Annotated in this window: 22 protein-coding genes; 4 read left to right on the top strand and 18 right to left on the bottom strand. The window is 70.8% G+C overall.

All coding sequences use genetic code 11. The features are described from left to right. Positions 1 to 45: 45 nt before the first annotated feature. Both ACIBBF_RS10400 and ACIBBF_RS10395 read right to left on the bottom strand, forming a co-directional pair. Entirely contained in the window at positions 46 to 294 is a 249-nt protein-coding gene (locus tag ACIBBF_RS10400; protein ID WP_397413003.1) for a glutaredoxin family protein, read from the bottom strand. Between the two features lie 14 nt (positions 295 to 308). Further along, positions 309 to 980, bottom strand: a complete 672-nt coding sequence (locus ACIBBF_RS10395) for a Pr6Pr family membrane protein (RefSeq protein WP_397413002.1) — start codon at positions 978 to 980, stop codon at positions 309 to 311. Positions 981 to 1,058: 78 nt separating this feature from the next. On the opposite strand from ACIBBF_RS10395, the gene ACIBBF_RS10390 reads away from it, so the two are divergent. After that, positions 1,059 to 1,853 (top strand): HAD family hydrolase, encoded by a 795-nt coding sequence (locus tag ACIBBF_RS10390; RefSeq protein WP_397413001.1) that lies wholly within the window; start codon positions 1,059 to 1,061, stop codon positions 1,851 to 1,853. 146 nt (positions 1,854 to 1,999) lie between these two features. Here ACIBBF_RS10390 and ACIBBF_RS10385 read toward each other — a convergent pair whose 3' ends face one another. The 3 genes from ACIBBF_RS10385 to ACIBBF_RS10375 all read right to left on the bottom strand — a co-directional run bounded on the left by ACIBBF_RS10385 (position 2,000) and on the right by ACIBBF_RS10375 (position 4,425). Beyond that, entirely contained in the window at positions 2,000 to 2,098 is a 99-nt protein-coding gene (locus tag ACIBBF_RS10385) for a 30S ribosomal protein bS22 (RefSeq protein ID WP_003792170.1), read from the bottom strand. Between the two features lie 192 nt (positions 2,099 to 2,290). Further along, the gene (locus ACIBBF_RS10380) at positions 2,291 to 2,959 is read right to left on the bottom strand and encodes a potassium channel family protein (RefSeq protein WP_397413000.1); all 669 of its coding nucleotides are present in this window, start codon (positions 2,957 to 2,959) and stop codon (positions 2,291 to 2,293) included. Positions 2,960 to 3,027: 68 nt separating this feature from the next. Further along, positions 3,028 to 4,425, bottom strand: a complete 1,398-nt coding sequence (locus ACIBBF_RS10375) for a TrkH family potassium uptake protein (protein WP_397412999.1) — start codon at positions 4,423 to 4,425, stop codon at positions 3,028 to 3,030. 166 nt (positions 4,426 to 4,591) lie between these two features. Between ACIBBF_RS10375 and ACIBBF_RS10370 the strand changes: the two genes are divergently transcribed. Further along, a complete protein-coding gene (locus ACIBBF_RS10370; protein ID WP_397412998.1) occupies positions 4,592 to 5,767 on the top strand; it encodes an acetoin utilization protein AcuC in 1,176 nt (391 codons plus the stop codon). 123 nt (positions 5,768 to 5,890) lie between these two features. Further along, positions 5,891 to 7,195: a phytase gene (locus tag ACIBBF_RS10365; RefSeq protein ID WP_397412997.1), complete on the top strand. Its 1,305-nt coding sequence runs from the start codon at positions 5,891 to 5,893 to the stop codon at positions 7,193 to 7,195. A 6-nt stretch (positions 7,196 to 7,201) separates the two neighbouring features. Here ACIBBF_RS10365 and ACIBBF_RS10360 read toward each other — a convergent pair whose 3' ends face one another. The 7 genes from ACIBBF_RS10360 to ACIBBF_RS10330 all read right to left on the bottom strand — a co-directional run bounded on the left by ACIBBF_RS10360 (position 7,202) and on the right by ACIBBF_RS10330 (position 14,928). Next, positions 7,202 to 7,927, bottom strand: coding sequence for an ABC transporter permease (locus ACIBBF_RS10360; RefSeq protein WP_397412996.1), 726 nt, complete (start codon positions 7,925 to 7,927; stop codon positions 7,202 to 7,204). Beyond that, the gene (locus ACIBBF_RS10355; RefSeq protein ID WP_397412995.1) at positions 7,924 to 8,670 is read right to left on the bottom strand and encodes an ABC transporter ATP-binding protein; all 747 of its coding nucleotides are present in this window, start codon (positions 8,668 to 8,670) and stop codon (positions 7,924 to 7,926) included. The genes ACIBBF_RS10360 and ACIBBF_RS10355 overlap by 4 nt, the downstream gene beginning before the upstream one ends. A gap of 8 nt (positions 8,671 to 8,678) precedes the next feature. Beyond that, entirely contained in the window at positions 8,679 to 9,338 is a 660-nt protein-coding gene (locus ACIBBF_RS10350; protein ID WP_397412994.1) for a TetR family transcriptional regulator, read from the bottom strand. Positions 9,339 to 9,494: 156 nt separating this feature from the next. Then, positions 9,495 to 10,676 (bottom strand): multiple monosaccharide ABC transporter permease, encoded by a 1,182-nt coding sequence (mmsB, locus tag ACIBBF_RS10345; RefSeq protein ID WP_397412993.1) that lies wholly within the window; start codon positions 10,674 to 10,676, stop codon positions 9,495 to 9,497. Next, complete coding sequence (mmsA, locus tag ACIBBF_RS10340) at positions 10,673 to 12,244, bottom strand: multiple monosaccharide ABC transporter ATP-binding protein (RefSeq protein ID WP_397412992.1); 1,572 nt, start codon at positions 12,242 to 12,244, stop codon at positions 10,673 to 10,675. Before mmsA ends, mmsB begins: the two co-directional genes overlap by 4 nt. Positions 12,245 to 12,417: 173 nt before the next feature. Continuing rightward, positions 12,418 to 13,593, bottom strand: a complete 1,176-nt coding sequence (gene chvE, locus ACIBBF_RS10335; protein ID WP_397412991.1) for a multiple monosaccharide ABC transporter substrate-binding protein — start codon at positions 13,591 to 13,593, stop codon at positions 12,418 to 12,420. Positions 13,594 to 13,851: 258 nt separating this feature from the next. Then, positions 13,852 to 14,928: a LacI family DNA-binding transcriptional regulator gene (locus ACIBBF_RS10330; protein WP_397412990.1), complete on the bottom strand. Its 1,077-nt coding sequence runs from the start codon at positions 14,926 to 14,928 to the stop codon at positions 13,852 to 13,854. Between the two features lie 119 nt (positions 14,929 to 15,047). Here ACIBBF_RS10330 and ACIBBF_RS10325 point away from each other — a divergent pair, with 119 nt between their 5' ends. Then, a complete protein-coding gene (locus ACIBBF_RS10325) occupies positions 15,048 to 16,583 on the top strand; it encodes an alpha-N-arabinofuranosidase (RefSeq protein WP_397412989.1) in 1,536 nt (511 codons plus the stop codon). A gap of 66 nt (positions 16,584 to 16,649) precedes the next feature. Here the strand turns inward: ACIBBF_RS10325 and ACIBBF_RS10320 are convergent, their stop codons facing one another. The 6 genes from ACIBBF_RS10320 to ACIBBF_RS10295 all read right to left on the bottom strand — a co-directional run bounded on the left by ACIBBF_RS10320 (position 16,650) and on the right by ACIBBF_RS10295 (position 22,400). Then, positions 16,650 to 17,129 (bottom strand): hypothetical protein, encoded by a 480-nt coding sequence (locus ACIBBF_RS10320; RefSeq protein ID WP_397412988.1) that lies wholly within the window; start codon positions 17,127 to 17,129, stop codon positions 16,650 to 16,652. Between the two features lie 35 nt (positions 17,130 to 17,164). Further along, positions 17,165 to 17,659, bottom strand: coding sequence for a hypothetical protein (locus tag ACIBBF_RS10315; protein ID WP_397412987.1), 495 nt, complete (start codon positions 17,657 to 17,659; stop codon positions 17,165 to 17,167). 209 nt (positions 17,660 to 17,868) lie between these two features. Further along, a complete protein-coding gene (locus ACIBBF_RS10310; protein WP_397412986.1) occupies positions 17,869 to 18,648 on the bottom strand; it encodes a GTP pyrophosphokinase family protein in 780 nt (259 codons plus the stop codon). 100 nt (positions 18,649 to 18,748) lie between these two features. Continuing rightward, on the bottom strand, positions 18,749 to 19,756 hold the full coding sequence (gene yjfF / locus ACIBBF_RS10305; RefSeq protein WP_397412985.1) for a galactofuranose ABC transporter, permease protein YjfF: 1,008 nt from the start codon (positions 19,754 to 19,756) through the stop codon (positions 18,749 to 18,751). Beyond that, positions 19,756 to 20,877: an ABC transporter permease gene (locus ACIBBF_RS10300; protein ID WP_397412984.1), complete on the bottom strand. Its 1,122-nt coding sequence runs from the start codon at positions 20,875 to 20,877 to the stop codon at positions 19,756 to 19,758. The genes yjfF and ACIBBF_RS10300 overlap by 1 nt, the downstream gene beginning before the upstream one ends. Continuing rightward, positions 20,874 to 22,400: a sugar ABC transporter ATP-binding protein gene (locus ACIBBF_RS10295; RefSeq protein ID WP_397412983.1), complete on the bottom strand. Its 1,527-nt coding sequence runs from the start codon at positions 22,398 to 22,400 to the stop codon at positions 20,874 to 20,876. The genes ACIBBF_RS10300 and ACIBBF_RS10295 overlap by 4 nt, the downstream gene beginning before the upstream one ends. Between the last annotated feature and the right edge of the window lie 58 nt (positions 22,401 to 22,458).

Here is a 22,458-nt window from a genome sequence, read left to right as displayed (position 1 = left end):
CCGCAACCACTGTGTCGCGGGCGTACGCACACACTGCCGGGACGATCATGCCAGGAGGCGGGCCAGGCGCGCACCGTCCACGCGCCAGAATCCTTGCTGGACCCCGTCCACCTCGACCACGGGGACGTACTCCCCGTACTTGTCCCGCAGTGCGGGCGCGCTGTCGATGTCGACCTCGCGCCACTGGACCCCCGCACCCTCGCACACCTGGACGACGACGGCACGCGCGTCCTCGCACAGATGGCACGCGTCGCGGGTGTAGAGGACGACCCGGGGTTCGGCAGGAGCTGTCACGCCCCGAGGTTACGTCACGCGGGGACCCGCGAGCGGTCGGTGTCCGGGAGCCGTCCGTCCGCCCAGCGCACCCCCCAGGCGAGCGCGAGGAAGACGACGGCCACGCCCGCGGAGTTGATCAGCGCCCCGGCGTAGCCCAGCTCGGTCACGTCCAGGAAGGGATACGGGTACCAGCCCGTCGCCGCACCCCGGACGAACGTGTAGACCAGCCACGCGATCGGGTAGACCACCGACCACCACACGGTCCGCGCGGTCACGCGCGGGCGCGGCCCCACCAGCACCCAGGCGACGACCGCAAGCACCGGCGACAGGACGTGCAGCATCATGTTCGACACCATGCCGGCCGCCGTCAGGTCCACGAGGCCGCGCAGCACCGTGTTGTAGACGATGCCGGTGACCGCGATGCACAGCAGCGCGTCCAGCCGGAGCACCCGGAACACCGGCCCGTCCCGGCGCGGGTCGAGCGCGAGGGCCAGCGACACACCGCCGATCAGCAGGTTGGACTGGATCGTGAAGTAGCTGAACAGCCGCACGATGCGCTCGGCGTGGGTCGGCGCGGTACCGGGGCCGCCGGTGAGCGCCACGACGAGCTCGATGACGAAGCCGCCGAGCGCGAGCAGGGCCACCAGCAGGTGGAGGACCCGGGCGAAGGGGGCCTGCTCGGACAGGGCGTTCCGGTAGGTCACCCCCTGGTTCTACCAGTGCTCCGGGGCGGGCGCCCGGCGAGGACTTGCGGCACGTGTCACGCGGATAGAGTGACCTCCATGCCGTCGACGCACCCCTCGTCCGCCACCGCGGCGTTCTTCGACGTCGACAACACGATCATCCGCGGAGCGAGCGCCTTCCACATCGCCAAGTCCGCGTACCAGCGCAAGTTCTTCGGCACCCGCGACATCCTCAAGTTCGCCCTGGTCCAGGCCCGCTACCTGCTCTGGGGCGAGAACAAGGAGGAGATCGACCAGGTGCGCGACCGCGCCCTCTCGCTCATCGCGGGGCGCAGCGTCGCGGAGATCGCCACCCTGGGCGAGGAGGTGTGGGACGCCGTCCTGTCGCTGCGGATCTACCCCGGCACGCGCCGGCTGCTCGACGAGCACATCGCGGCCGGCCACCAGGTGTGGCTCATCACCGCCACGCCCGTGGAGATCGCGCAGCTCATCGCCCGCCGGCTCGGTGCGACCGGGGCCCTGGGCACGGTCGCCGAGCACAAGGACGGCTTCTACACGGGCCGGCTCAAGGGCGACCTCATGCACGGGCAGGCCAAGGCCGACGCCATCGTCGAGCTCGCCGAGGTGAACGACATCGACCTCGACGAGAGCTACGCCTACGGCGACTCGCTGAACGACCTGCCGATGATGCGCGTCGTGGGACACCCGTGCCCCATCAACCCGGACCTCCGGCTGCGCCGGCACGCGCAGGAGGTGGGCTGGCCCATCCGGGAGTTCCGCGGCCGCTCCCAGCGCGCGGCGGGCCGCGGCGTGCGGACGGCCTCCTGGGCGGGTGCCGCGTGGGTGCTCGGCCTGGTGCTCCGCGCGGCCCGGCGCCGGCTGCGCGGTCACTGACGACCGGCGCCGGGCGCAGGGGTAGTTGCGGTATCCGGCCGCTTTCCGCCACCAGGTCCGCGTTCACCGTCCCGGCGCCTCAGGCACGACGAAGGCCCGGCCCCAAGGGGCCGGGCCTGGTCTTCACGCGCCCGGGGGCGCGTGGGTCACTTCTTGTTGCGGCGCTGGTGGCGCGTCTTGCGAAGCAGCTTGCGGTGCTTCTTCTTGGCCATACGCTTGCGGCGCTTCTTGATGACGGAGCCCATAGGTCCTCGCAATGTTCGATCGGTCGGCGGCGGCCCGACGACGGGCCGCTCGGCGAAATGGTCCACGGTTGGTCCGGGACAGTGACGCCAGAGTGACGATGGCCGACCAACACGAAAAGTAGTCCGTGCCTAGGTTACCCGCTCTGCCGCGCGGCCCGTAATCGAGCCTGTGTGAGATGCCACGCGCGGTGGTCAGGGCCGCGCCGCGAACCGCTCCAGCAGATCGGCGTGCCCCGAGCAGACCAGCAGGTCGTTGGCGGAGATCCGCGTCTCCGGCGTCGCGTAGACGAACTCCGCGCCCGGCGACTTCACGCCGATCACCGTGATGCCGTAGCGCTTGCGGATGTTCGACTGCGCGAGCGTGAAGCCCTGCGCCTCCTTCGGCGGGCGCATCTTCACGATGGTGAACCCGTCCTCGACCTCGATGTAGTCGAGCAGCTTGCCGCTGACCAGGTGGGCGACGCGCTTGCCGGCGTCGGCCTCCGGGTAGACCACGTGGTGGGCGCCGATGCGGGTCAGGATGCGGCCGTGCTCCGCGGAGATCGCCTTGGCCCAGATCTGGGGTGTGCCCAGGTCGACGAGGTTGCCCGTGATCAGCACGGACGCCTCCAGCGACGAGCCCACGCCGACCACCGCGACGCCGAAGTCCCGCGCGCCGAGCTGCTCCAGGGCCTCCGGGTTGGACGCGTCGGCCTCCACGAGCGGCAGCCGGCCGGACCATTGGGCCACCAGCACCGGGTCCTGCTCCACGGCGAGCACGTCCTGCCCCAGGCGGTCCAGGGTGGCACCGATCGCCGACCCGAACCGGCCCAGGCCGATCACCAGCACACCCGCATCCCGATCGGGCTTCTTCTCCGGCACGGTCTTCCTCTCTGGCCACTTGTCAGACGTCCAGGCCACCCTAGTGACCGGTACCGCGCCCCGAGGCCTCAGCCGATGATCGGGCGCTCCTCGGGGAAGCGTACGATGCGCCGCCGGTCGCGGAGCGCCAGCACGGCCACGACGGTCACGGCGCCGGTCCGCCCCACGAACATGAGCAGCGCCAGGACGTACTTGCCGGCGTCGGGCAGGTCGTGCGTGATGCCCGTGCTCAGCCCGACGGTCGCGAACGCGGAGAGCACCTCGAACAGGACCCGGGACAGCGGCAGGTCGGTGACCTGGAGCAGCGCGACGCACGAGACCAGCACGATGCTGGCGCCGGTGAACACGACGGCGATCGACAGGCGCAGCACGTCGCGCGGGATGCGGCGGCCGAACGCCTCGATGTCCCGGTCGCCGCGCGCCTCCGCGACGATCGCGAGCAGCATGACGGCGAGCGTGGTCACCTTGATGCCCCCCGCGGTCGACGCCGACCCGCCGCCCACGAACATCAGCGCGTCCTGGATGAGCCAGCTCGACTCGTGCATCGCGCCGACGTCGACCGTGCTGAAGCCGCCCGACCGCGGCATGATCCCCGCGAAGACCGCTGCCAGCAGCTTGTCCCCGAGGCTCAGCGGCCCGAACGTCTCGTCGTTGGACCACTCCAGGACCAGCAGCAGCAGCGCGCCGACCACGAACAGCACGCCGCTGGTGACGATGGTCAGCTTGCTGTGCAGCGAGAGCCGCTTGGTCCAGCCGTGCCAGCGCTGGCCGGGCCGCGGCAGCGACCGCTGGATGTTCAGGATCACCGGGAAGCCGAGCGCGCCGATGAACACGCCGAGGGCGATCGGCAGCACCAGCGTCCAGTCGCCGACGTGCGGCATCAGGCCCTCGGTGGTGGGCACGAAGCCCGCGTTGTTGAACGACGAGACGCCGTAGAACAGCGCGTGCCAGGCCGCGGTGCCCACGTTGTCCTCGATGACCACCAGCCGAGGGAACAGGAGTACCGCGATCGACAGCTCGAGCGTGGTCGCCGTGATGATGATGACCCGGACCAGCGAACCGACGTCCCCCAGGCGGCTCGTCTTGGTCTCGGACGCCGTGAGCAGCTTCTGCGTCAGCCCGATCTTGCGCGACACGATCATGCCGAGCAGAGAGGCGACGGTCATGATGCCGAACCCGCCGATCTTGATGCCGGCGAGGATCACGATCTGCCCGTACAGGGACCAGTAGGTCGCGGTGTCCTGCACCACGAGCCCCGTGACGCACACGGCCGAGACGGCCGTGAACAGCGCGTCGACCAGCCGCGCCCCCTCGCCGTCGGCGGTCGCGAAGGGCACCATCAGGAGCGCCACGAACAGGGCGATCACGCAGGCGAAGACGGTGACGGCCAGCCGGGCCGGGGCCCGGAACGCGAGCTCGTCGACCAGCTCCCGGAGGCCGAACAGCCTGTGCCGCAAGCTCGGCATCCGCCCCTGCTCCCCTCCGTGCACACATCCTGGCGATCGACGCCCTACTCTGCCACGACACGGGTTCGCTGGCCGCTTTCCAGGGCTCGTGGTGCCCGGGCGGCGCCTCACAGCCAGATGCCGGGCCGCGCAGCTGCCCGCCGCCCCGGTCCGTTACCGTGGGCGGGTGCACCTCGCCCGGCTGGTCTGGAGTCCGCGACTCCTCGAGTACGACTTCGGCCCCGGGCACCCCATGTCTCCTGCCCGGCTCGACCTGACGATGCGGCTGATCGAGGCGCTCGGTCTGCTGGAGGAGCCCGCACTGGAGGTGGCGGACGCCGAGCCCGCGAGCGACGCCCTCATCGAGACGGTGCACGACGCCGACTACGTGGCCGCCGTCCGGCGCGCGGGAACCACGCTGGAGCCCGACCTCGCACGCGGCCTGGGCACCGACGACGACCCGCTGTTCCTCGGGATGCACGAGGCCGCGGCGCGTCAGCTCGGCGGGTCCGTCGCCCTCGCGGACGCCGTCTGGTCCGGCGAGATCTCGCACGGTGTGAACGTCGCGGGTGGCATGCACCATGCGATGCCGGGCGCGGCGTCGGGCTTCTGCGTCTACAACGACGCCGCCGCGGCGATCCGGCGACTGCTGGACCGCGGTGCGGAGCGGGTCGCCTACCTGGACTTCGACGCGCACCACGGCGACGGCGTCGAGGCGATCTTCTGGGACGACCCGCGCGTGCTGACCGTCTCGATCCACGAGGACGGCCGCACCCTGTTCCCCGGCACGGGGGCGTCGGCCGACGTGGGCCCGCCCGGGCCCGCCGAGGGGACGGCCGTCAACCTGCCGGTCCCGGCGCGCACCTCGGGCGCCGCCTGGCTCCGGGCCGTCGACGCCGTGGTACCCGCCCTGGTCCGTGAGCACCGCCCACAGGCGATCGTCTCCCAGCACGGCTGCGACGCCCACGGTCGCGACCCGCTCTCGAACCTCGACGTCTCGGTGGATGCGCAGACCACCGCACAGCAGTGGGCGCACGCGCTCGCGCACGAGCACGCCGACGGCCGCTGGCTCGCCCTCGGCGGTGGCGGGTACGCGGTGTCCGACGTCGTCCCGCTCGCCTGGGCGGCGCTCGTCGCCGAGGCAGCCCACGCGCCCCTGGTGCGCGGGTCGGAGCTGCCCGCCACGTGGCGCGCGGTCGTCGAGTCCCTGGACCTGGAGGCGGCACGCACGCTCGGCAGGGGCGAGGTCGCGTTCCGGAGGTGGCGCGACGGCTACGACCCCGCCGACCCGGTGGACCGCGCCGTCCAGGCCACCCGGCGCGCGGTGTTCCCGCTGTGGGGCCTGGACCCGCTGCTGGACTGACGCCGCACGCCGGTCGGCAGCACGTCAGGTGATCGGTACCCCGGGGTGCCGATCACCTGACGTACTGCCGATCACAGGCCGCCGTACACGCTCCGTTCACCGCCGTTCGGGACGCTTCGGTCCATGCGACGTCGCCTCGCCGCCCTGCCGGCCGCCCTGCTGCTCCTGTCCCTGCTCACGCCGGCTGCGGCGCCGGCGTCGGCCACGGGCGACCGCGGGACGCACGGGACCGCCGTCGTCACCACGTCCGTGGAGACGCCCCCGCTGTACGACGACGAGGCCGGCGGCAACGCCTCCGGCGACGACCCCGCGATCTGGGTGCACCCCGAGGACTCGGCGCGCTCGCTCGTCGTGGCCACGGCCAAGGAGGGCGGGCTGCGCGTCTACGACGTGGCCGCGACCGAGCTGCAGTCGGTCGCGGCCACGCCGGCGCCCCGCGCGGACGGTGTGCCGGGCCGGTACAACAACGTGGACATCGCCTACGGGCTGGACGTGGACGGCGAGCCGACCGACGTCGCCGTCGTCTCGGACCGGTACAACGACCAGATCCGGTTCTTCGCGATCGACCCGGCCGGTGCCGCCGCCGCGACACCGCTCACCGAGGTGACCGCCCCCGGGCTGGACTTCCTGTTCAGCCCGGACCGGGAGACCGTCGACGAGGAGCACACCGCCTACGGCCTGGCCGTCTACCAGCGCCGGGGCGCGACCTACGCGGTGGTGACGCAGGAGGGCACCACCACCATCGCGACGGCCCGCCTCACCACCGGGGCCGACGGCGTGGGCTACACCGACGTCGAGCACCTGGCGATGCCGGGCGAGTTCCGGCTGCCTGACGGAACCACCTGGGTGCCCTGCGAGGAGCCGGGTACCGGGCCGCAGCTCGAGGGCGTCGCCGTCGACCGCCGTACCGGCACGCTCTACGCCGCGCAGGAGGACGTGGGCCTGTGGCGCGTGCCGCTCCCCCTGGGCTCCGGCGAGCCGCGCCTGGTCGACAGGGTCCGGGACTTCGGCGTGCACGACGTCTACGACCCCGCGACCGAGGAGTGCGCTCCCCTGGACCCGGCCGCGCCGTCGTACGGCGGGAAGCACCTGACCGCCGACGCCGAGGGCGTCGACATCTGGTACGGCCCCGGCCGCACGGGCTACGTGATCGTGTCCAGCCAGGGTGACGACACGTACCCCGTCTACGCCCTGACCGGCCGCAACCGCCCGCTCGGCGCCTTCCGCGTGGCAGGCGACGGCGTGGACGACGTCAACGGCTCGGACGGGCTGGCCGTGTCCAACGCCCCGGTCGGCGGGTACCGGTCGGGCCTGCTGGTCACGCACGACGAGCCCGAGACGGGCCCCGACACGGACCCGGACCGTGACGCGACGGGCTTCTCGTACGTCCACTGGGGCGACGTCGCCGACGCCCTCCGCCTGCCCTGACCCGGGTCAGGCCGTGCGGCGGCGGAGGGTGAGGATGCCCAGGATGACCGCGCCCACGATGAACAGGGCGATCACGCCGACGGCGCCCCGCACGCCCGACCACTCCTCGCCGGCCGCGAGCGACGTCATCGCCTCGATGGCGTAGGTGAGCGGGAAGACGCGGGACAGCCACTCCAGCACCTCGGGCATCTGGTCCCGCGGCATGAGCAGCCCGCAGGTGATGAGCTGCGGGAACAGGATGGCGGGCATCATCTGGACCGCCTGGAACTCGCTCCGGGCGAGCGCGGAGGCGGCCAGGCCCAACGTGCAGCCGAGGATCGCGTCGAGCAGGGCGACCACCACGACGAGCCAGAGCGGCCCGGCGACGTCCATCCCCACGAGCAGCGCGAAGCCGACCACCACGAAGGCCTGGACGAGCGCGAGCGTCGCGAACGCGAGACCGTAGCCGGCCACGAAGTCGCCCCGGCGGATCGGCGTGGTCATGAGCCGCTCCAGCGTGCCGGACTGCCGTTCGCGCAGCGTGGCGACGCTGGTGACCAGGAACATCACGATGAGCGGGAACAGGCCCACGAGCATGGGGCCGAACCGGTCCAGCACCTGCGGCTGATCGTGGAACATCCACGCGATGAGGCCGATGAGCAGGCACGGCAGCAGCATGATGAGGGCCACGGTGCGGTGGTCGCCGCGGAGCTGCGCGAGCACGCGGCCGGCGGTGGCGAGGGTCAGGCTCATCGGACGTCCTCCTCGGGGGTGGCGGCGGCCGCCCGGTCGATCAGGGTGAGGAAGGCGCGTTCGGCGTCGGGTGCCCCGGTGCTGGTCAGCAGCTCGTCCGGCGTGGTGTCCGCGACGAGTGCGCCCGACCGCATGAGGAGCAGGCGGTCGCACTGGGTGGCCTCGTCCATGACGTGGCTGGAGACCAGGAGCGTGCGCCCCTCGGCGGCGAGCCGCCGGAAGACCGTCCACAGGTCCCGCCGCAGCACGGGGTCCAGGCCCACGGTCGGCTCGTCCAGGACGAGCAGCTCGGGGTCGCCGACCAGCGCCGCCGCCAGCGACACGCGGGAGCGCTCGCCACCGGAGAGGGTGCCGACGCGCTGTTTCTCGTGCCCGCCCAGGTCGACGGTGGCCACGGCCGCCGCCACCGCCCTCGCGGACGACGGCACGCCGGCCAGTGCCGCGAAGTACCTGAGGTTCTGGACCACCGTCAGGTCGGTGTAGACGCTGGCGTCCTGCGTCATGTACCCGACCCGGCGGCGCAGTGCCGGGGTGCCGGCCGCGGCGCCGAGCACCTCCACGGACCCGGTCACCTTGTCCTGCACACCGACGACGGTGCGCATGAGCGTCGTCTTGCCCGAACCGGACGGCCCGAGCAGCCCGACGACGGAGCCGGCGGGCACGGCCAGGTCGAGCCCGTCGATGATCGGCCTGCCGCCGCGCACCACCCGGAGGTCCCGGATGACGACCGCACTTTTCCTCATGTGAGGAATTATGCGCCCGCCTCGTCGCGCGGCGCAAGAGGCCCGGCGTCCGGGACCTCGACGACCGGGAGCGGGCCGGTGAGGTAGCGCTGAAGGGTGGGGCCGACGAGACGCGCCACCTCGGCGGGCCGCAGCGAGGCCAGGGGTTCCAGCCGGATGAGGTACCGGGTCAGGAGCACCCCCGCCATCTGGGAGGCGACCAGCGCCGTACGCAGCGGGGCGTCGGGCGTACCGAGGGCCTGCATCACCGGCCGCAGGATCGCGGCGCCGATGAACTGGGGCAGCAGGCCGCGCAGCTCGGCGTCCGAGATGACCGCCGGGAGCACCACGCGCACGGTGTCGCCGTCGTCGAAGTCCCACAGCCCGACGACCGCCTCCATGAGGCGCTCCCCCAGGGTCTCGACGGGACCGTCCGAGACGCGCTCGACCACGGTCGCGGGCTCGATGCCCGTCACGCCGAGCGTCGCGGTCAGCAGGCGGGCCTTGTCCGGGAACCAGTGCCGCACCGTGCCCGGGTCGACGCCGGCCCGCCGGGCCACCGAGCGCAGGGACGAGGCCTCGTAGCCACGCTCGACGAACTCGTCGCGGGCGGCGGCCAGGATGTCGGACCGGGCGTCCTGACCGGCGGGACGGCGGCCGCGCCGGGGCCCGGGAGCGGAGGGGACCATCTGCCCATTCTCACCCGGCGCCACGTCACGCGGTCCGCCCGGCCGGCCGGTCACCCCCGGAACGAGTCCGGCCGGCCACCCGGGGACCGGTCCGCGAGGGACCGGGCCTCAGGGTGGCCGGCCGAGTCTGCGGGACGCCGTCCCGCGACCGAGGGGTCAGCGGGTCGCTGCCGCCCGCTTCTTGTTCCAGACGTCGAAGGCGACGGCCAGGAGGAGCACGATGCCCTTGACGATCTGCTGCGTGGACTGGTCGACGCCCATGAGCGACATGCCGTTGGACATGACGGCCATGATCAGACCACCGACCATGGCGCCCGTCACGGTGCCGATACCGCCGGTCACCGCGGCGCCGCCGATGAAGCACGCGGCGATCGCGTCGAGCTCGAACATGTTGCCCGCCGCCGGCTGGGCGGCGCTCGACCGCGCGGAGTACACCACGCCCGCGATCGCGGCGAGGAAGCCCATGTTCACGAACATCCAGAAGTTCACGCGCTTGACCCGCACGCCCGAGAGCTGGGCCGCGGCCAGGTTGCCGCCGATGGCGTAGACGTGCCGGCCGAACACGCTGTGCTTGGTCACCAGGGTGTAGACCATGACCAGCACGGCCAGGATGATCAGCACGGTCGGCAGACCACGGTAGGTGGCGAGGTTCCAGGCGAACCACATGACCACGGCGGCGACCACCACGATCTTCAGCACGAACAGCACCGGCGCCTCGACCGTCTGGTTGTAGGCGATCCGGGCGCGGCGGTTGCGCCACGAGTTGTACGCGAAGCCCAGCACGCCGATCGCGAAGATGACGAGCGTGAACGTGTCGTACCCGTAGCCGCCGAGCAGGCCGTTGAGGAAGCCCGTGGCGATGCCCGTGTACTCCGCCGGGAACGGCGAGAGCGAGACGTTGTTGAGCACCTCGAGGGTCAGGCCGCGGAACAGGAGCATGCCCGCCAACGTCACGATGAACGCCGGAATGCCCACGTACGCCACCCAGAAGCCTTGCCAGGCCCCGACCAGCAGGCCTGTACCGAGCGCGGCGAGCACGCCGACCCACCAGGGCATGCCCTGACGGATGACGAGCACGGCCGCGACGGCGCCCGTGAGCGCGACCACCGAACCCACCGACAGGTCGATGTGCCCGCCGATGATGATGATGACCATGCCGATGGCGAGGATCAGGATGTACGAGAACTGCAGCACGAGGCTGGTCAGGTTCCGCGAGCTGAGCAGCAGCCCGTCGGTGAGCACCGAGAACAGCACGATGATCGCCACGAAGGCGATGTAGATGCCGCTGGTGCGGATGTTCCGGGTGAGCAGCTCCCGGATGTTGGCGATGCCGGTCATGCCGTCGCCTCCTGCGTGGTCTCCTGCGTCATGAGGGCCATGAGTCCTTCCTGGGTGGCGGAGGGCACGTCGACCTCGCCAGTGATGCGGCCGAAGGCCAGGGTGTAGATGCGGTCGCAGATCCCGAGGAGCTCGGGGAGCTCCGACGAGATGACGAGCACGGCCTTACCCGCCGCGACCAGCTCGTTGATGATGGTGTAGATCTCGTACTTGGCGCCGACGTCGATGCCGCGGGTGGGCTCGTCGAGGATCAGCACCTCGGGCGCGGTGTACAGCCACTTGGACAGCACGACCTTCTGCTGGTTGCCGCCCGAGAGCTTGCCCACCTCCGTCAGCACGTTGGGGGTGCGGATGTTCATGGACGCGCGGTACTCCTCCGCGACCTTGAGCTCCTCGTTCTCGTCCACGAAGCCGTTCTTGGCCAGCTTGCCGAGGCCCGCCGCCGAGATGTTCCGGCGGATGTCCTCGATGAGGTTGAGCCCGTACTGCTTGCGGTCCTCCGACACGTACGCGATGCCCGCCTTGATGGCGTCCGGCACGTTGTGCACGTCGACCGGCCGGCCGTGGATGTACGCCGTGCCGCTGATGTCACGGCCGTAGGAACGGCCGAACAGCGACATCGCGAGCTCGGTCCGTCCGGCGCCCATGAGGCCGGCGATGCCGACCACCTCGCCGGCGCGGACGTTCAGGTTCGCCTTCTCGACGATGACGCGGCCGGGCTGGGTCGGGTGGTAGACCGTCCAGTCCTCGACGCGCAGCACCTCCTCGCCGGGGTGCGACTCGCGGTCGGGGTACCGGTTGTCGAGGTCGCGACCCACCATGCCGCGGATGATGCGGTCCTGGATCGCCTCGGACGAGTCGCCCGCGGTGGCCATGTCGAAGGTCTCGATCGACCGGCCGTCACGGATGATCGTGGTGGTGTCCGCGATCTCGGCGATCTCGGCGAGCTTGTGGGAGATCATGATCGACGTGATGCCCTGCTCCTTGAACTGCCGGAGCAGACCGAGCAGGTGCTCGGAGTCGTTGTCGTTCAGCGCCGCCGTCGGCTCGTCCAGGATGAGCAGGCGCACGTCCTTGGAGATCGCCTTGGCGATCTCCACGAGCTGCTGCTTGCCCACGCCCAGCGCGGAGATCGGCGTGGTGGGCGACTCGCTCAGGCCCACCCGCGCGAGCAGCTCGGCGGCCTCCGAGTTGGTCTTGTTCCAGTCGATGGCGCCGCCGGCGCGGCGACGCTCGTTCCCGAGAAAGATGTTCTCGGCGATCGACAGGTACGGGACGAGGGCGAGCTCCTGGTGGATGATCACCACGCCCCGCGCCTCGGAGTCGTTGATCGTGCCGAACTGGGCGATCTCGCCGTCGAGCACGATGTCGCCCTCGTAGGAGCCGAACGGGTAGACGCCCGACAGCACCTTCATCAGGGTCGACTTGCCCGCCCCGTTCTCGCCGCAGATCGCGTGGATCTCGCCCCGGCGGACGGTGAGGTTGACGTCCTGGAGCGCTTTGACCCCAGGGAATGTCTTGGTGATGCCGCGCATCTCGAGGATGTCGGTCGGCGCCGAATCGGCCATGCCAGTCCTTGTCGCGTACTTGTCGCCAATAGTGATGGTGCGGAGGGTCGACCTCCGCGTGGTCCTGGCCGACGGCCGGTGGCCGGGCTCGTGGAGACGGATCTCTGGGAGCGCGACCACCGACCGGCGGACGGGACGTCAGCGGTGTCGACCGGACCTACGAGGCGTCAGGCCTACTCGTCGACCTGACCCGAGGCGACCTCTTCCTCGGTGAGGTAGCCGGTGTCGATCAGTTCCTTCTGCAGGTTGTCCTTGGTGACGATCACCGTGGGCAGCAGGTACGACGGCACGACCTTGTTGCCGTTGTCGTACGTCTCGGTGTCGTTCGCCTCGGGCTCGTCGCCCTCGAGGAAGGACGTGGCCGCGACGACGGCCTGCTCGGCCAGCAGGCGCGTGTCCTTGAAGATGGTCGAGTACTGCACGTCGTCCTGGATCAGCTTGGCCGACGCCGCCTCGGCGTCCTGCCCGGTGATCACCGGCATCGGGAGGTCACCCTCGCCGTAGCCGACGTTCTGCAGGGCGGTGATGATGCCGCGCGAGAGCACGTCGGCCGGAGCCAGCACGCCGTCGACGGTCTTGTCACCCTTGGTGTACGTCGAGGTCAGCAGGTCGTCCATGCGGCTCTGGGCACGCTCCTGCTCCCAGCGCTGGATCGCGACCGTGCCGAACTCGGTCTGGCCCGACGGCACCTCGAGGGTCTTGTCGTCGATGTACGGCTGGAGCACCGACATCGCGCCGTCGAAGAAGAACCCGGCGTTGTTGTCGTCGGGCGAGCCGGCGAACAGCTCGATGTTGAACGGGCCCTCGGGCGCGTCCGCGGCCTCCTCGCCGTTCTCGTCGAGGATGCCCAGGCCGGTCAGCAGCGAGGTGCCCTGCTGCACGCCGACCTCATAGTTGTCGAACGTGACGTAGAAGTCGACGTTGTCCGAGTCGCGGATCAGGCGGTCGTAGGAGATCACCGGGATGTCCGCGGCAGCGGCGGCCTCGAGCTGGCTGCCCAGGGCGGTGCCGTCGATCGAGGCGATGATGAGCGCCTCGGCGCCCTTGTTGATCATCGCGTCGATCTGCTGCTGCTGGGTCGGGATGTTGTCGCCCGCGAACTGCAGGTCGACCTCGTAGCCGGCCTCCTTCAGCCCGTCCTCGACGGCAGCACCGTCGACCTTCCAGCGCTCGTAGGTCTCGGTCGGCATCGCGACGCCGACGAGACCGCCCGCCTCACCGTCCCCGCCACCGTTCCCGCCGGCACCGCCACCGCCGGCGCCGCCACCGCCGCACGCGGCGAGCGACACGGCCACAGCGCCCGTTGCCAGCGCGGCCAGACCACGCGTAGCCCACAGCTTCCTTGCCATGACTTCTCCTCTTCGAGTGTGTGCCCGGGCACGTCTCTGCAACCCCGGCCGACTTCACTTTGTGAACGCAACAGATTGTGAACGCTCACAAGCCCGTTGGTCAAAACCGCGTCGGCTGAAAACCGCCACGGCCGTTGGTGACGGGGATCACGGTAGCCGTGGTAGGGCCTGAGTATGGAGAACTTCCTGGATGGTTACGGCATCGATACAGTCAACTCTTGGATCAACTCTTGAATCCGGCGCACCGGTGCCGGACGGTCAGGCCCAGGTGAGGTCGGCGACGACCGGCTCGGTGCCGCCCTTCTGCACGCCCACCACCTCGCCGCCCTCGCCGGTGGACTCCCGGCCCACGATCCGCGAGTCCGGCACCACCCTGCGGAACGGCGCGGGCTCGCCCGTCGCGGCGATGCGCTCCAGCAGCAGCTCGACGGCGGTGTGCGCGATCTGGTCACGCCCCGGGTCCACCGACGAGAGCGCGGGCACCGAGTAGCGGGCGTCGTCGACGTCGTCGAACCCGATGAGCGCGACCTGCCCCGGCACGTCGATCCGGTGCGCGTGCAGGGCGTGCAGGGCGCCGAGCGCGAGCGCGTCGTTGAGAGCGAAGACGGCGTCGATCTCCACGCCGTCGTCGAGCAGGCGGCTCATGGTCTCGGCACCGGTCTGGCGGTGCCAGGGCACGGCCTCCCCGACCAGCGCCGGGTCGAACGGCAGCCCGGCCTCCTCGAGCCCCGCGCGATACCCCTCGGTGCGCAGCGCGGCCGAGCCGACCCGCTCCTCCGCGTGCGCCCCGATCAGCGCGATCCGGCGTCGACCCAGCGAGGCGAGGTGCAGCGTCGCGGCCTTGGCCGCGGCCACGTTGTTCATGGTCACGTGGTCGGCGGGCGCGCCGAACACCCGCTCGCCCAGGACGACCAGCGGGAAGTCCACGGAGAACAGGGGGAGGTCGTCGGGCCCGAGCGCCAGCGGCGAGAAGATGAGCCCGTCCGTCAGGTGCCGGCGACGGCCCGACAGCACCTCGGTCTCCCGCTCACGGCTGGCACTGGTCTGCTCGATGAGCACGGTCCAGCCGGCGGCGTCCGCCGCGGAGATGACGGCGTCGGCGAGCTCCGCGAAGTACGGGAGCGAGAGCTCCGGCACGGCGAGGGTGATCAGTCCGGTGCGCCGCGTGCGGAGGTTCCGGGCCGACATGTTGACGCGGTAGCCCAGCTCCTCGATCGCGGCCTCGACGCGCTCCTTGGTGGCGGCGCGGATGTACGGGTAGCCGTTCACCACGTTGGACACGGTCTTGATCGAGACGCCGGCGCGTTGCGCCACGTCGTGCATCGTCACGGCCACGCTGCCAGCCTCCGGTCGGGCGAGTTTTTCCACAGGGTAGAGGACGGGCATCGCTGCGCCGTCGCACATCCGCTAATGTGCAACGTTGTAGAACCGCTCCGACACATCAGCGAGGAACAATGACGACCTCACCCACCCGCGTCCTGCTGCACCCCGACTTCACCGTGGGCACGGTCGACCGCCGCCTGTTCGGCTCCTTCGTGGAGCACCTGGGCCGCGCGGTCTACACGGGCATCCACGAGCCCGGCCACCCGACGTCGGACGAGCACGGGTTCCGCCGTGACGTGGCCGACCTGACCCGCGAGCTGGGCGTCACGACCGTCCGGTACCCCGGCGGCAACTTCGTGTCGAACTACCGCTGGGAGGACGCCGTCGGGCCGGTGGAGCAGCGCAAGCCGTTCCTCGACCTCGCCTGGCGCACCGTGGAGCCCAACCTGGTGGGCACCGACGAGTTCCTGCAGTGGGCCGAGCGTGAGGGCATCGAGCCGATGATGGCCGTGAACCTCGGCACGCGCGGCGTCGAGGAGGCCGTGGCCCTGCTGGAGTACTGCAACGGCGAGGCCGGCACCCGCTGGGCCGACCTGCGTATCGCCAACGGGCGGGAGAAGCCCTACGGGGTCAAGCTCTGGTGCCTGGGCAACGAGATGGACGGCCCGTGGCAGATCGGCCACAAGGACGCGCACGAGTACGGCAGGCTGGCCCGGAACGCCGGCGCCGCGATGAAGCTGGTCGACCCGTCGATCGAGCTCGTCGCCTGCGGTTCGTCGTCCATGCAGATGCCCACGTTCGGCGAGTGGGAGCGCACCGTCCTGGAGTACACCTACGACCTGGTGGACCACATCTCGATGCACGCCTACTACGAGGAGGTCGACGGCGACCGCGCGTCGTTCCTCGGCTCCGGCACCGCGATGGACCGCTTCATCGAGCGGGTCGTGTCCTCGGCCGACGCCGTGGGAGCGCAGCGCCGCTCGGACAAGAAGATCACCATCAGCTTCGACGAGTGGAACGTCTGGTACCTCACCACCCGGTTCCCCGGCGAGGAGAACCTGCCGATCCAGCGGGACGCCCCGCGCATCATCGAGGACGTCTACTCCGGCCTCGACGCCGTGGTGGTGGGCGACCTGCTGGTCACGCTGCTGAACCACGCCGACCGTGTGCCGGTGGCCTGCCTGGCCCAGCTCGTCAACGTGATCGCGCCCATCATGACCGAGCCTGGCGGCGAGGCGTGGCGGCAGCCCACGTTCCACCCGTTCGCGACGACGGCGCGGCTGGCCCAGGGCGAGGCGCTCGACCTGCGCGTGTCCACGCCGACCCTCACGACCAAGGCCCACGGCGAGGTCCCGGCGGTGACCGCGGCGGCCACGCTGGCGGACGGGGCGGTGGCGCTGTTCCTGACCAACCGCTCGCCCGAGCCGGTCGACGTCGAGGTGGCCCATCCGGGCGCGGCGCTGGAGATCACCGAGGGCTGGTCCATGACCGCGGACCACGAGCCCGCCGTCGCCGGGCCGGAGCACGCCGCAAAGGTGACCGAGCACCACTGGGGAGCGTTCGACGTCGCCGCACAGGTGGCCGCCGGGGTCGGCGGTACCAGCACCACGGTGACGCTGGCCCCCGAGTCCTGGACGGCCCTGTCCGGGACGCTCGTGCCGCGCTGACCGAGTCAGACGTACGGGCCGCCGAACGTGGCCCGTACGTCTGACAGGTGAGCTGCTCCGGCAGGATCAGCCGCGCAGGTGCGTGCAGAACGTCGAGCTCGCGTTCGGCACGAACGCCATCTTCGTCCCGGACGTCGTCTTGGTCCCGTTCTGGTTCCTGGTCACCTTGTAGAAGATCTGCGTGCCCAGGGGATAGGCGCGGAGCACCGGCCGGCTCGACGTGATCTTGGCACTGCAGCTCACACTCACCGTCCGGGAGCTCGCCTTCGAGATGTTCAGCTCGCCGGCGACGAACCCCCGCGAGACCCCGAGCGCGAGATCGATCCGGCGCTCGGCGGTGACGCTGCGCTGGATGCGGCACACGGTGCCCGGCGTCCCCGAGCAGGACGCGATCATGTCGTTCATGTTGACCATGCCGGTGGACCGGCTGATCTCGGTCACCGTGTAGGTGGTCCACGCCGAAGCGGGGGCGGCGACGGACACACCGCCGAGCACCACCGCCATCGCAGAGGCCATCGTGGCCATGGTCCTGAGAACGGTCCTCACGGCACGCTCCTTCACGTCGTTGCGGTACGAGGCCATCAGCCGGCCACGCTCGACAGCGCGCAGCGGACGCCCTTGGGGTCGTACGCGCGCTGCTTGGAGTTGATCGTCTGCACCAGCTTGCCGGTGTTGTAGTCGTACTTCTTCGTCCGCACCGTGTACGACCAGACGTCGTTCACGACATAGGCGTTGAGGTACGGGTAGGTCGTGGTCGTCTTGCGCTCGCAGCTGATTCGCAGCGACACCGTGCGCGCGCTGCTGATGCCGAGCTTGCCCGCGACGAACGCGCGGGAGGTCCCGGCCGAGACGCCGATGCTCCGGGTGGTCGACCTCGTCTCGCTGATCTCGCAGGCCACCGTCCGCGACGGCGTGCCGCAGGTCGCCAGGACCTTGCCGTAGTTGGTCACGCCACGGCTGACGGACTTGTCGACCACCGAGACCTCGTAACGGTAGACGGCCTGCGGCGCGTTCTCCCCCGCCGGCGCCGCGGTCGCGACGGGCGCCAGAGCGACCGACGCCAGAAGGAGTCCCATGACACCCGCTGCGATGCGGTGTGCCCCATGAAGTCGTTGCATCCCTTACCCCTTGCCTGTCTCTCCCTCGAGCCCCGGCCGAGCCCCCTCGGCTCCACCTCGCGATCCGGGATTCCTGGGAAACGTAACAGGATGACGACACAGGTGAGCGCCTGTTCAGACCTTCCGAAAGATCCTTGCGCGCCCCGGGATCCTGTGCGTCTGCGGGCTCAGCGGTCGGCCTGGAACCCGAAGCCCCCGTCGGCCTCCGCTGCCCGCCAGAAGTCGCGCAGCATCTCCTCGGGGGTGTGCAGGTTGTGCCGGCTCGCGACGGGTTCCTCGTCGCCCGAGATGGCCTTGACCTCGTCGTGGATGCGCTCCATCGAGGTGTCCAGCGACCAGGCGACGTCGGCGGCGAGCTTGAGCGAGTCGGTGAGGTGTCGCGGCACGTCGCCGTCGTACTTGTAGTAGATCTTGTGCTCCAGGCTCGCCCAGAAGTCCATGGCGATGGTGCGGAGCTGGATCTCGACGATCACCTTCTCCACCCGGTCGGAGAGGAACACGGGAATCTGCACGATGAGGTGCAGCGACTTGTACCCGGTCGCCTTCGGGTGCTTGATGTAGTCGCGCTCGTCCAGCAGGGTCATGTCCGACTGCGCCAGGAGCATGTCGCGGACCAGGTAGATGTCGTTGACGAAGCTGCACGTGATGCGCACGCCGGCGATGTCGAACATCTGCTCGCGGACGCCCTCCGGCGTCAGCGGGATGCCCTTGCGACGGCACTTGGCCACGATCGACTCGAACGACTTGAGCCGGGAGCCCACGTGCTCCACGGGGTTGTAGTTCTGCATGTGCCGGAACTCGTCGCGCAGGATCGAGATCTTGGTCATGACCTCGTCGATCCCGAACTTGTAGGTCAGCACCAGGCGGCGCAGCTCGGCGACGAGCTGCCGCAGCTCGTCAGGATCAGGCATCGGGCGTTCCCGGACGTCCTCGGGCAGCTTGCTCACGGGTCAACCGTACGGGCTGGGGGGCGTCCCGTGGGCTCGAAGCGCGGGTGGCGCCCGACATCCCGCCCCGGCGCACCCGGACGGCGAGCCGGTCACGTGGCTACGTGCGGCGGAGGCTCAGCACCCGCTGGAGGGCGACGAAGATCAGCAGCAGCACGCCGATCACGATCTTGGTCCACCAGGAGCTGAGGGTGCCCTCGAAGGTGATGATGGTCTGGATCAGGCCCAGCACCAGCACGCCCAGCACGGAGCCGAGCACGAACCCGGTGCCGCCGGTCAGCAGCGTGCCGCCGATGACGACGGCGGCGATGGCGTCGAGCTCCATGGCCACGCCGGTCAGCGAGTAGCCGGACCGGGAGAACATCGCGAACAGCAGCCCGCCCAGCCCGGCGCACGTGCCACTGACGACGTAGGCGAGCACCTTGGTGCGGGCCACGGGCAGGCCCATGAGCAGCGCTGACTGCTCGCCGCCGCCGATGGCGTACACCGTGCGCCCGAACCGCGTGAAGTGCAGCACCAGAAAGCCGAGGCCCACGACGATCAGCGCGATGAGCACGCTGGAGGTCATGCGCCACTCGCCGAAGATCTGCACCCAGCTCGCGAGCGCCACGAACGACGGGTCGTCGATGGCGATGGACTCGGGCGCGATGAGGAAGCAGAGCCCGCGCGCGAGGAACATGCCCGCGAGCGTGGCCACGAACGGCTGCACCTGGAAGTAGTGGATCATCACGCCGTGCGCCAGGCCGATCACCGTCCCGGCACCCACGGCGAGCGGGATCACCACGGCCACGGGCAGCCCGGCCTGGAGCAGAGCCGCGGTGATCACCGTGGACAGCGCCAGCACCGCACCGACCGAGAGGTCGATGCCACCCGTGAGGATCACGAAGGTCATGCCCACCGCGAGCACGATGAGGTGCGCGTTGTTGATGAACAGGTTGGAGATCACGGCGGGCGTCAGGAAGTTCTCGTACCGGGTGCCGCCCACGACCAGCATCAGGGCGAGCACCACGAACGTGCCCAGCACCGGCAGGTAGCGCCGGTCCAGCCGGGCGGGGAGCCGCAGCCCGCGGCGGATGCGCGGGGTACGGGCGGGGGCCGACGTCGTCATCAGGCCTTCACCTCCGTCGAGTCGGGAGCCGAGTCGGGAGCCGAGCCAGGATTCGAGCCAGGTGTCGGGCCGGGTGTCGGGCCAGGACGGGCGGCGGACGGCGGCCCCGCCGGCGCCATGACCTGGCGGCGGCGCGCGGCCGTGAGCCGCTCCCGCATCCGGGGCGACTGGAGCAGCGTCACCGCGATGACGACCAGCGCCATGAACAGGGGCGTGACCAGCGGCGAGATGCCGAGCACGGTGACGGTCCGCTCCAGGGTGGCGATCACCAGCGCGCCCACCAGGGTGCCCGACAGGTTGAACTTGCCGCCCGAGAGCGCCGTCCCGCCGATCACCACCGCGAGGATGGCGTCGAGCTCGATGAACAGGCCGGCGTTGTTGGCGTCGGCCGCCATCGTGTCAGCGCTGATCAGCAGCCCGGCCAGGCCGGCGAACAGGCCCGACGCCGTGTACACGGTCCAGGTCAGCGTGCGGGACCGCACGCCGGACAGCCGGCTCGCGGCCGGGTTGATGCCCGTGGCCTCCAGCAGCATGCCGAGCGCGGTGCGCCGCACCACGAACGCGACCACGGCGAACACGCCGAACGCGAGGACTGCGGCGGCGGGCAGGCCGAGCCAGAACCCGGAGCCCAGCGTCTTGAACGGCGCGCTGTTGACGGTGGTGATCATGCCGCCCGTGATGAGCATGGCCACGCCACGGCCCGCCGTCATGAGGATCAGCGTGGCGATGATCGGCTGGATGCCGAGCACGGAGACGAGGAATCCGTTCCACACACCCAGCAGCAGGCACAGCACCAGGGCCAACGCGACAGCCGTGAGCACGGTGACCGGCGAGTCCGGGCTCGGCGACGACGCGATGTGCGACAGCGCGACCGCCCCCGAGACCGCGACCACCGCACCGACCGAGAGGTCGATGCCGCGCGTCGCGATGACCAGGGTCATGCCGAGCGCGACGAGCAGCAGGGGCGCCGTCGTCCGCAGGATGTCGATCGGGGCGCCGAAGAGGTGGCCGTCCCGGACCGTGACCGCCAGGAAGCCCGGCCGGGCGACGGTGTTGGCCACCAACAGCGCGACCAGCGCCGCGACGGGCCAGAACAGGTGGTGGCGCAGGACGTCCCTCATTCCCGGCCACCCCCTGCGATGAGGTCGACCACCTGGTCCATCGTCGCTCCCGCCCCGTCGATCTCCGCCACCTTGCGGCGGTCGCGCAGCACCGCGATGCGGTGCGAGATGCGCAGCACCTCCTCCAGCTCGGCGGAGATGAAGACGACGGCCATGCCGTCGGCGGCCAGCTCGGCCACCAGCTTCTGGATCTCCGCCTTGGCGCCGACGTCGATGCCGCGGGTCGGCTCGTCCAGCACGAGCAGCCTGGGCGCGGTGGCGAGCCACCGGGCGAGCAGCACCTTCTGCTGGTTGCCGCCGGACAGGTTGCGCAGCAGCGCCTCCGGGTCGGCAGGTCGGATACCGAGCTGCTGGATGTACGTCGCGACCAGCTCGTCGACCTGCTTGCGCGGCAGCGGCCGCATCCAGCCGCGCTCCGCCTGGAGCGCGAGCACGATGTTCTCCCGCACGGTCAGGCCGTCCACGACGCCCTCGCCCTTGCGGTCCTCGGACGTGTACGCGATCCGGTGGCGCATGGCCGCGCGCGGGTTGCGCAGGCGCGTCGCCCGGCCGGCCACGCGGGCCTGTCCGGCGTCGGCCCGGTCGGCACCCGTGAGCAGGCGGGCCAGCTCGGTGCGGCCCGACCCCAGGAGGCCGGCCAGGCCGACCACCTCGCCCTCGTAGAGGTCGAGGTCGAACGGCTGCACCGAACCCTTGCGACCCAGGCCCACCACCTGCAGCAGCGGGGTCGCGTCAGCAGGCCGATCGGCCTGCTCCAGCACCTCCTCCGCGGCCTCCAGCACGTCCATGGACCGGCCGATCATGTGCTGCACCAGCTCGGCCGCGGGCAGGTCCGCGGTCACGAACTCCCCCACCCGGGCACCGTTGCGCAGCACCGTCATCCGGTCGGACACCTCGTAGACCTGGTCCAGGAAGTGGCTCACGAACAGGATCGCGACGCCGTCGTCGCGCAGGCCGCGCATGACGTCGAACAGCCGCGCCACCTCGTCGGTGTCCAGGCTGGAGGTGGGCTCGTCGAGGATGAGCACCTTGCAGTCCCCCACCGTGGCCCGGCAGATGGCGACGAGCTGCTGCACCGCGAGCGAGTGGGAGCCCAGCGAGGAGCCCGGGTCGATGTCCAGGCCCATCCGCCGCAGGTGCGTGGCGGCCTGCCTCCGGATCGCCCGCCAGTTCAGACCACCGAGCACGCGCGGCTCGGCGCCGAGCATGATGTTCTCCGCGACCGTGAGGTTCTCGCAGAGGTTGACCTCCTGGTACACGGTGCTCACGCCGTGGGCCCGGGCGTCGGCAGGGCCGGAGAACCGGCGCTCGGCACCGTCCACGCGGATGGTCCCCGCCGTCGGCGCATAGATGCCCGTGAGGGCCTTGATCAGGGTGGACTTACCGGCGCCGTTCTCGCCCATGAGGGCGTGGATCTCGCCGGGGCGGAGGCTGAGGTCGACGCCGTCGAGGGCCGTGACCGGCGGGAACTCGACGCTGATACCGGTCATCTCGACGACGGGTGGTGTGGTCTGCTGGGTCATCCTCGACCTTCTGTCTGGCGTGCTGCGACCTGCCCTGCGGATGCCGGGGCGAGGCGGG

This window comes from Promicromonospora sp. NPDC050880 (assembly GCF_044456525.1).
GTDB lineage: Bacteria > Actinomycetota > Actinomycetes > Actinomycetales > Cellulomonadaceae > Promicromonospora.
Note: the sequence above shows the minus strand (reverse complement) of the source record. Positions and strands in the feature narration are given on the sequence as shown.

Coding starts and splice junctions, on each gene's coding strand:
- ACIBBF_RS10390 (WP_397413001.1), top strand. CDS start 1,059: ATGCCGTCGACGCACCCCTCGTCCGCCACCGCGGCGTTCTTCGACGTC.
- ACIBBF_RS10385 (WP_003792170.1), bottom strand. CDS start 2,098: ATGGGCTCCGTCATCAAGAAGCGCCGCAAGCGTATGGCCAAGAAGAAG.
- ACIBBF_RS10375 (WP_397412999.1), bottom strand. CDS start 4,425: ATGCCGAGCTTGCGGCACAGGCTGTTCGGCCTCCGGGAGCTGGTCGAC.
- ACIBBF_RS10365 (WP_397412997.1), top strand. CDS start 5,891: ATGCGACGTCGCCTCGCCGCCCTGCCGGCCGCCCTGCTGCTCCTGTCC.
- ACIBBF_RS10360 (WP_397412996.1), bottom strand. CDS start 7,927: ATGAGCCTGACCCTCGCCACCGCCGGCCGCGTGCTCGCGCAGCTCCGC.
- ACIBBF_RS10355 (WP_397412995.1), bottom strand. CDS start 8,670: ATGAGGAAAAGTGCGGTCGTCATCCGGGACCTCCGGGTGGTGCGCGGC.
- ACIBBF_RS10350 (WP_397412994.1), bottom strand. CDS start 9,338: ATGGTCCCCTCCGCTCCCGGGCCCCGGCGCGGCCGCCGTCCCGCCGGT.
- mmsB (WP_397412993.1), bottom strand. CDS start 10,676: ATGACCGGCATCGCCAACATCCGGGAGCTGCTCACCCGGAACATCCGC.
- mmsA (WP_397412992.1), bottom strand. CDS start 12,244: ATGGCCGATTCGGCGCCGACCGACATCCTCGAGATGCGCGGCATCACC.
- chvE (WP_397412991.1), bottom strand. CDS start 13,593: ATGGCAAGGAAGCTGTGGGCTACGCGTGGTCTGGCCGCGCTGGCAACG.
- ACIBBF_RS10325 (WP_397412989.1), top strand. CDS start 15,048: ATGACGACCTCACCCACCCGCGTCCTGCTGCACCCCGACTTCACCGTG.
- ACIBBF_RS10315 (WP_397412987.1), bottom strand. CDS start 17,659: ATGGGACTCCTTCTGGCGTCGGTCGCTCTGGCGCCCGTCGCGACCGCG.
- yjfF (WP_397412985.1), bottom strand. CDS start 19,756: ATGACGACGTCGGCCCCCGCCCGTACCCCGCGCATCCGCCGCGGGCTG.
- ACIBBF_RS10300 (WP_397412984.1), bottom strand. CDS start 20,877: ATGAGGGACGTCCTGCGCCACCACCTGTTCTGGCCCGTCGCGGCGCTG.
- ACIBBF_RS10295 (WP_397412983.1), bottom strand. CDS start 22,400: ATGACCCAGCAGACCACACCACCCGTCGTCGAGATGACCGGTATCAGC.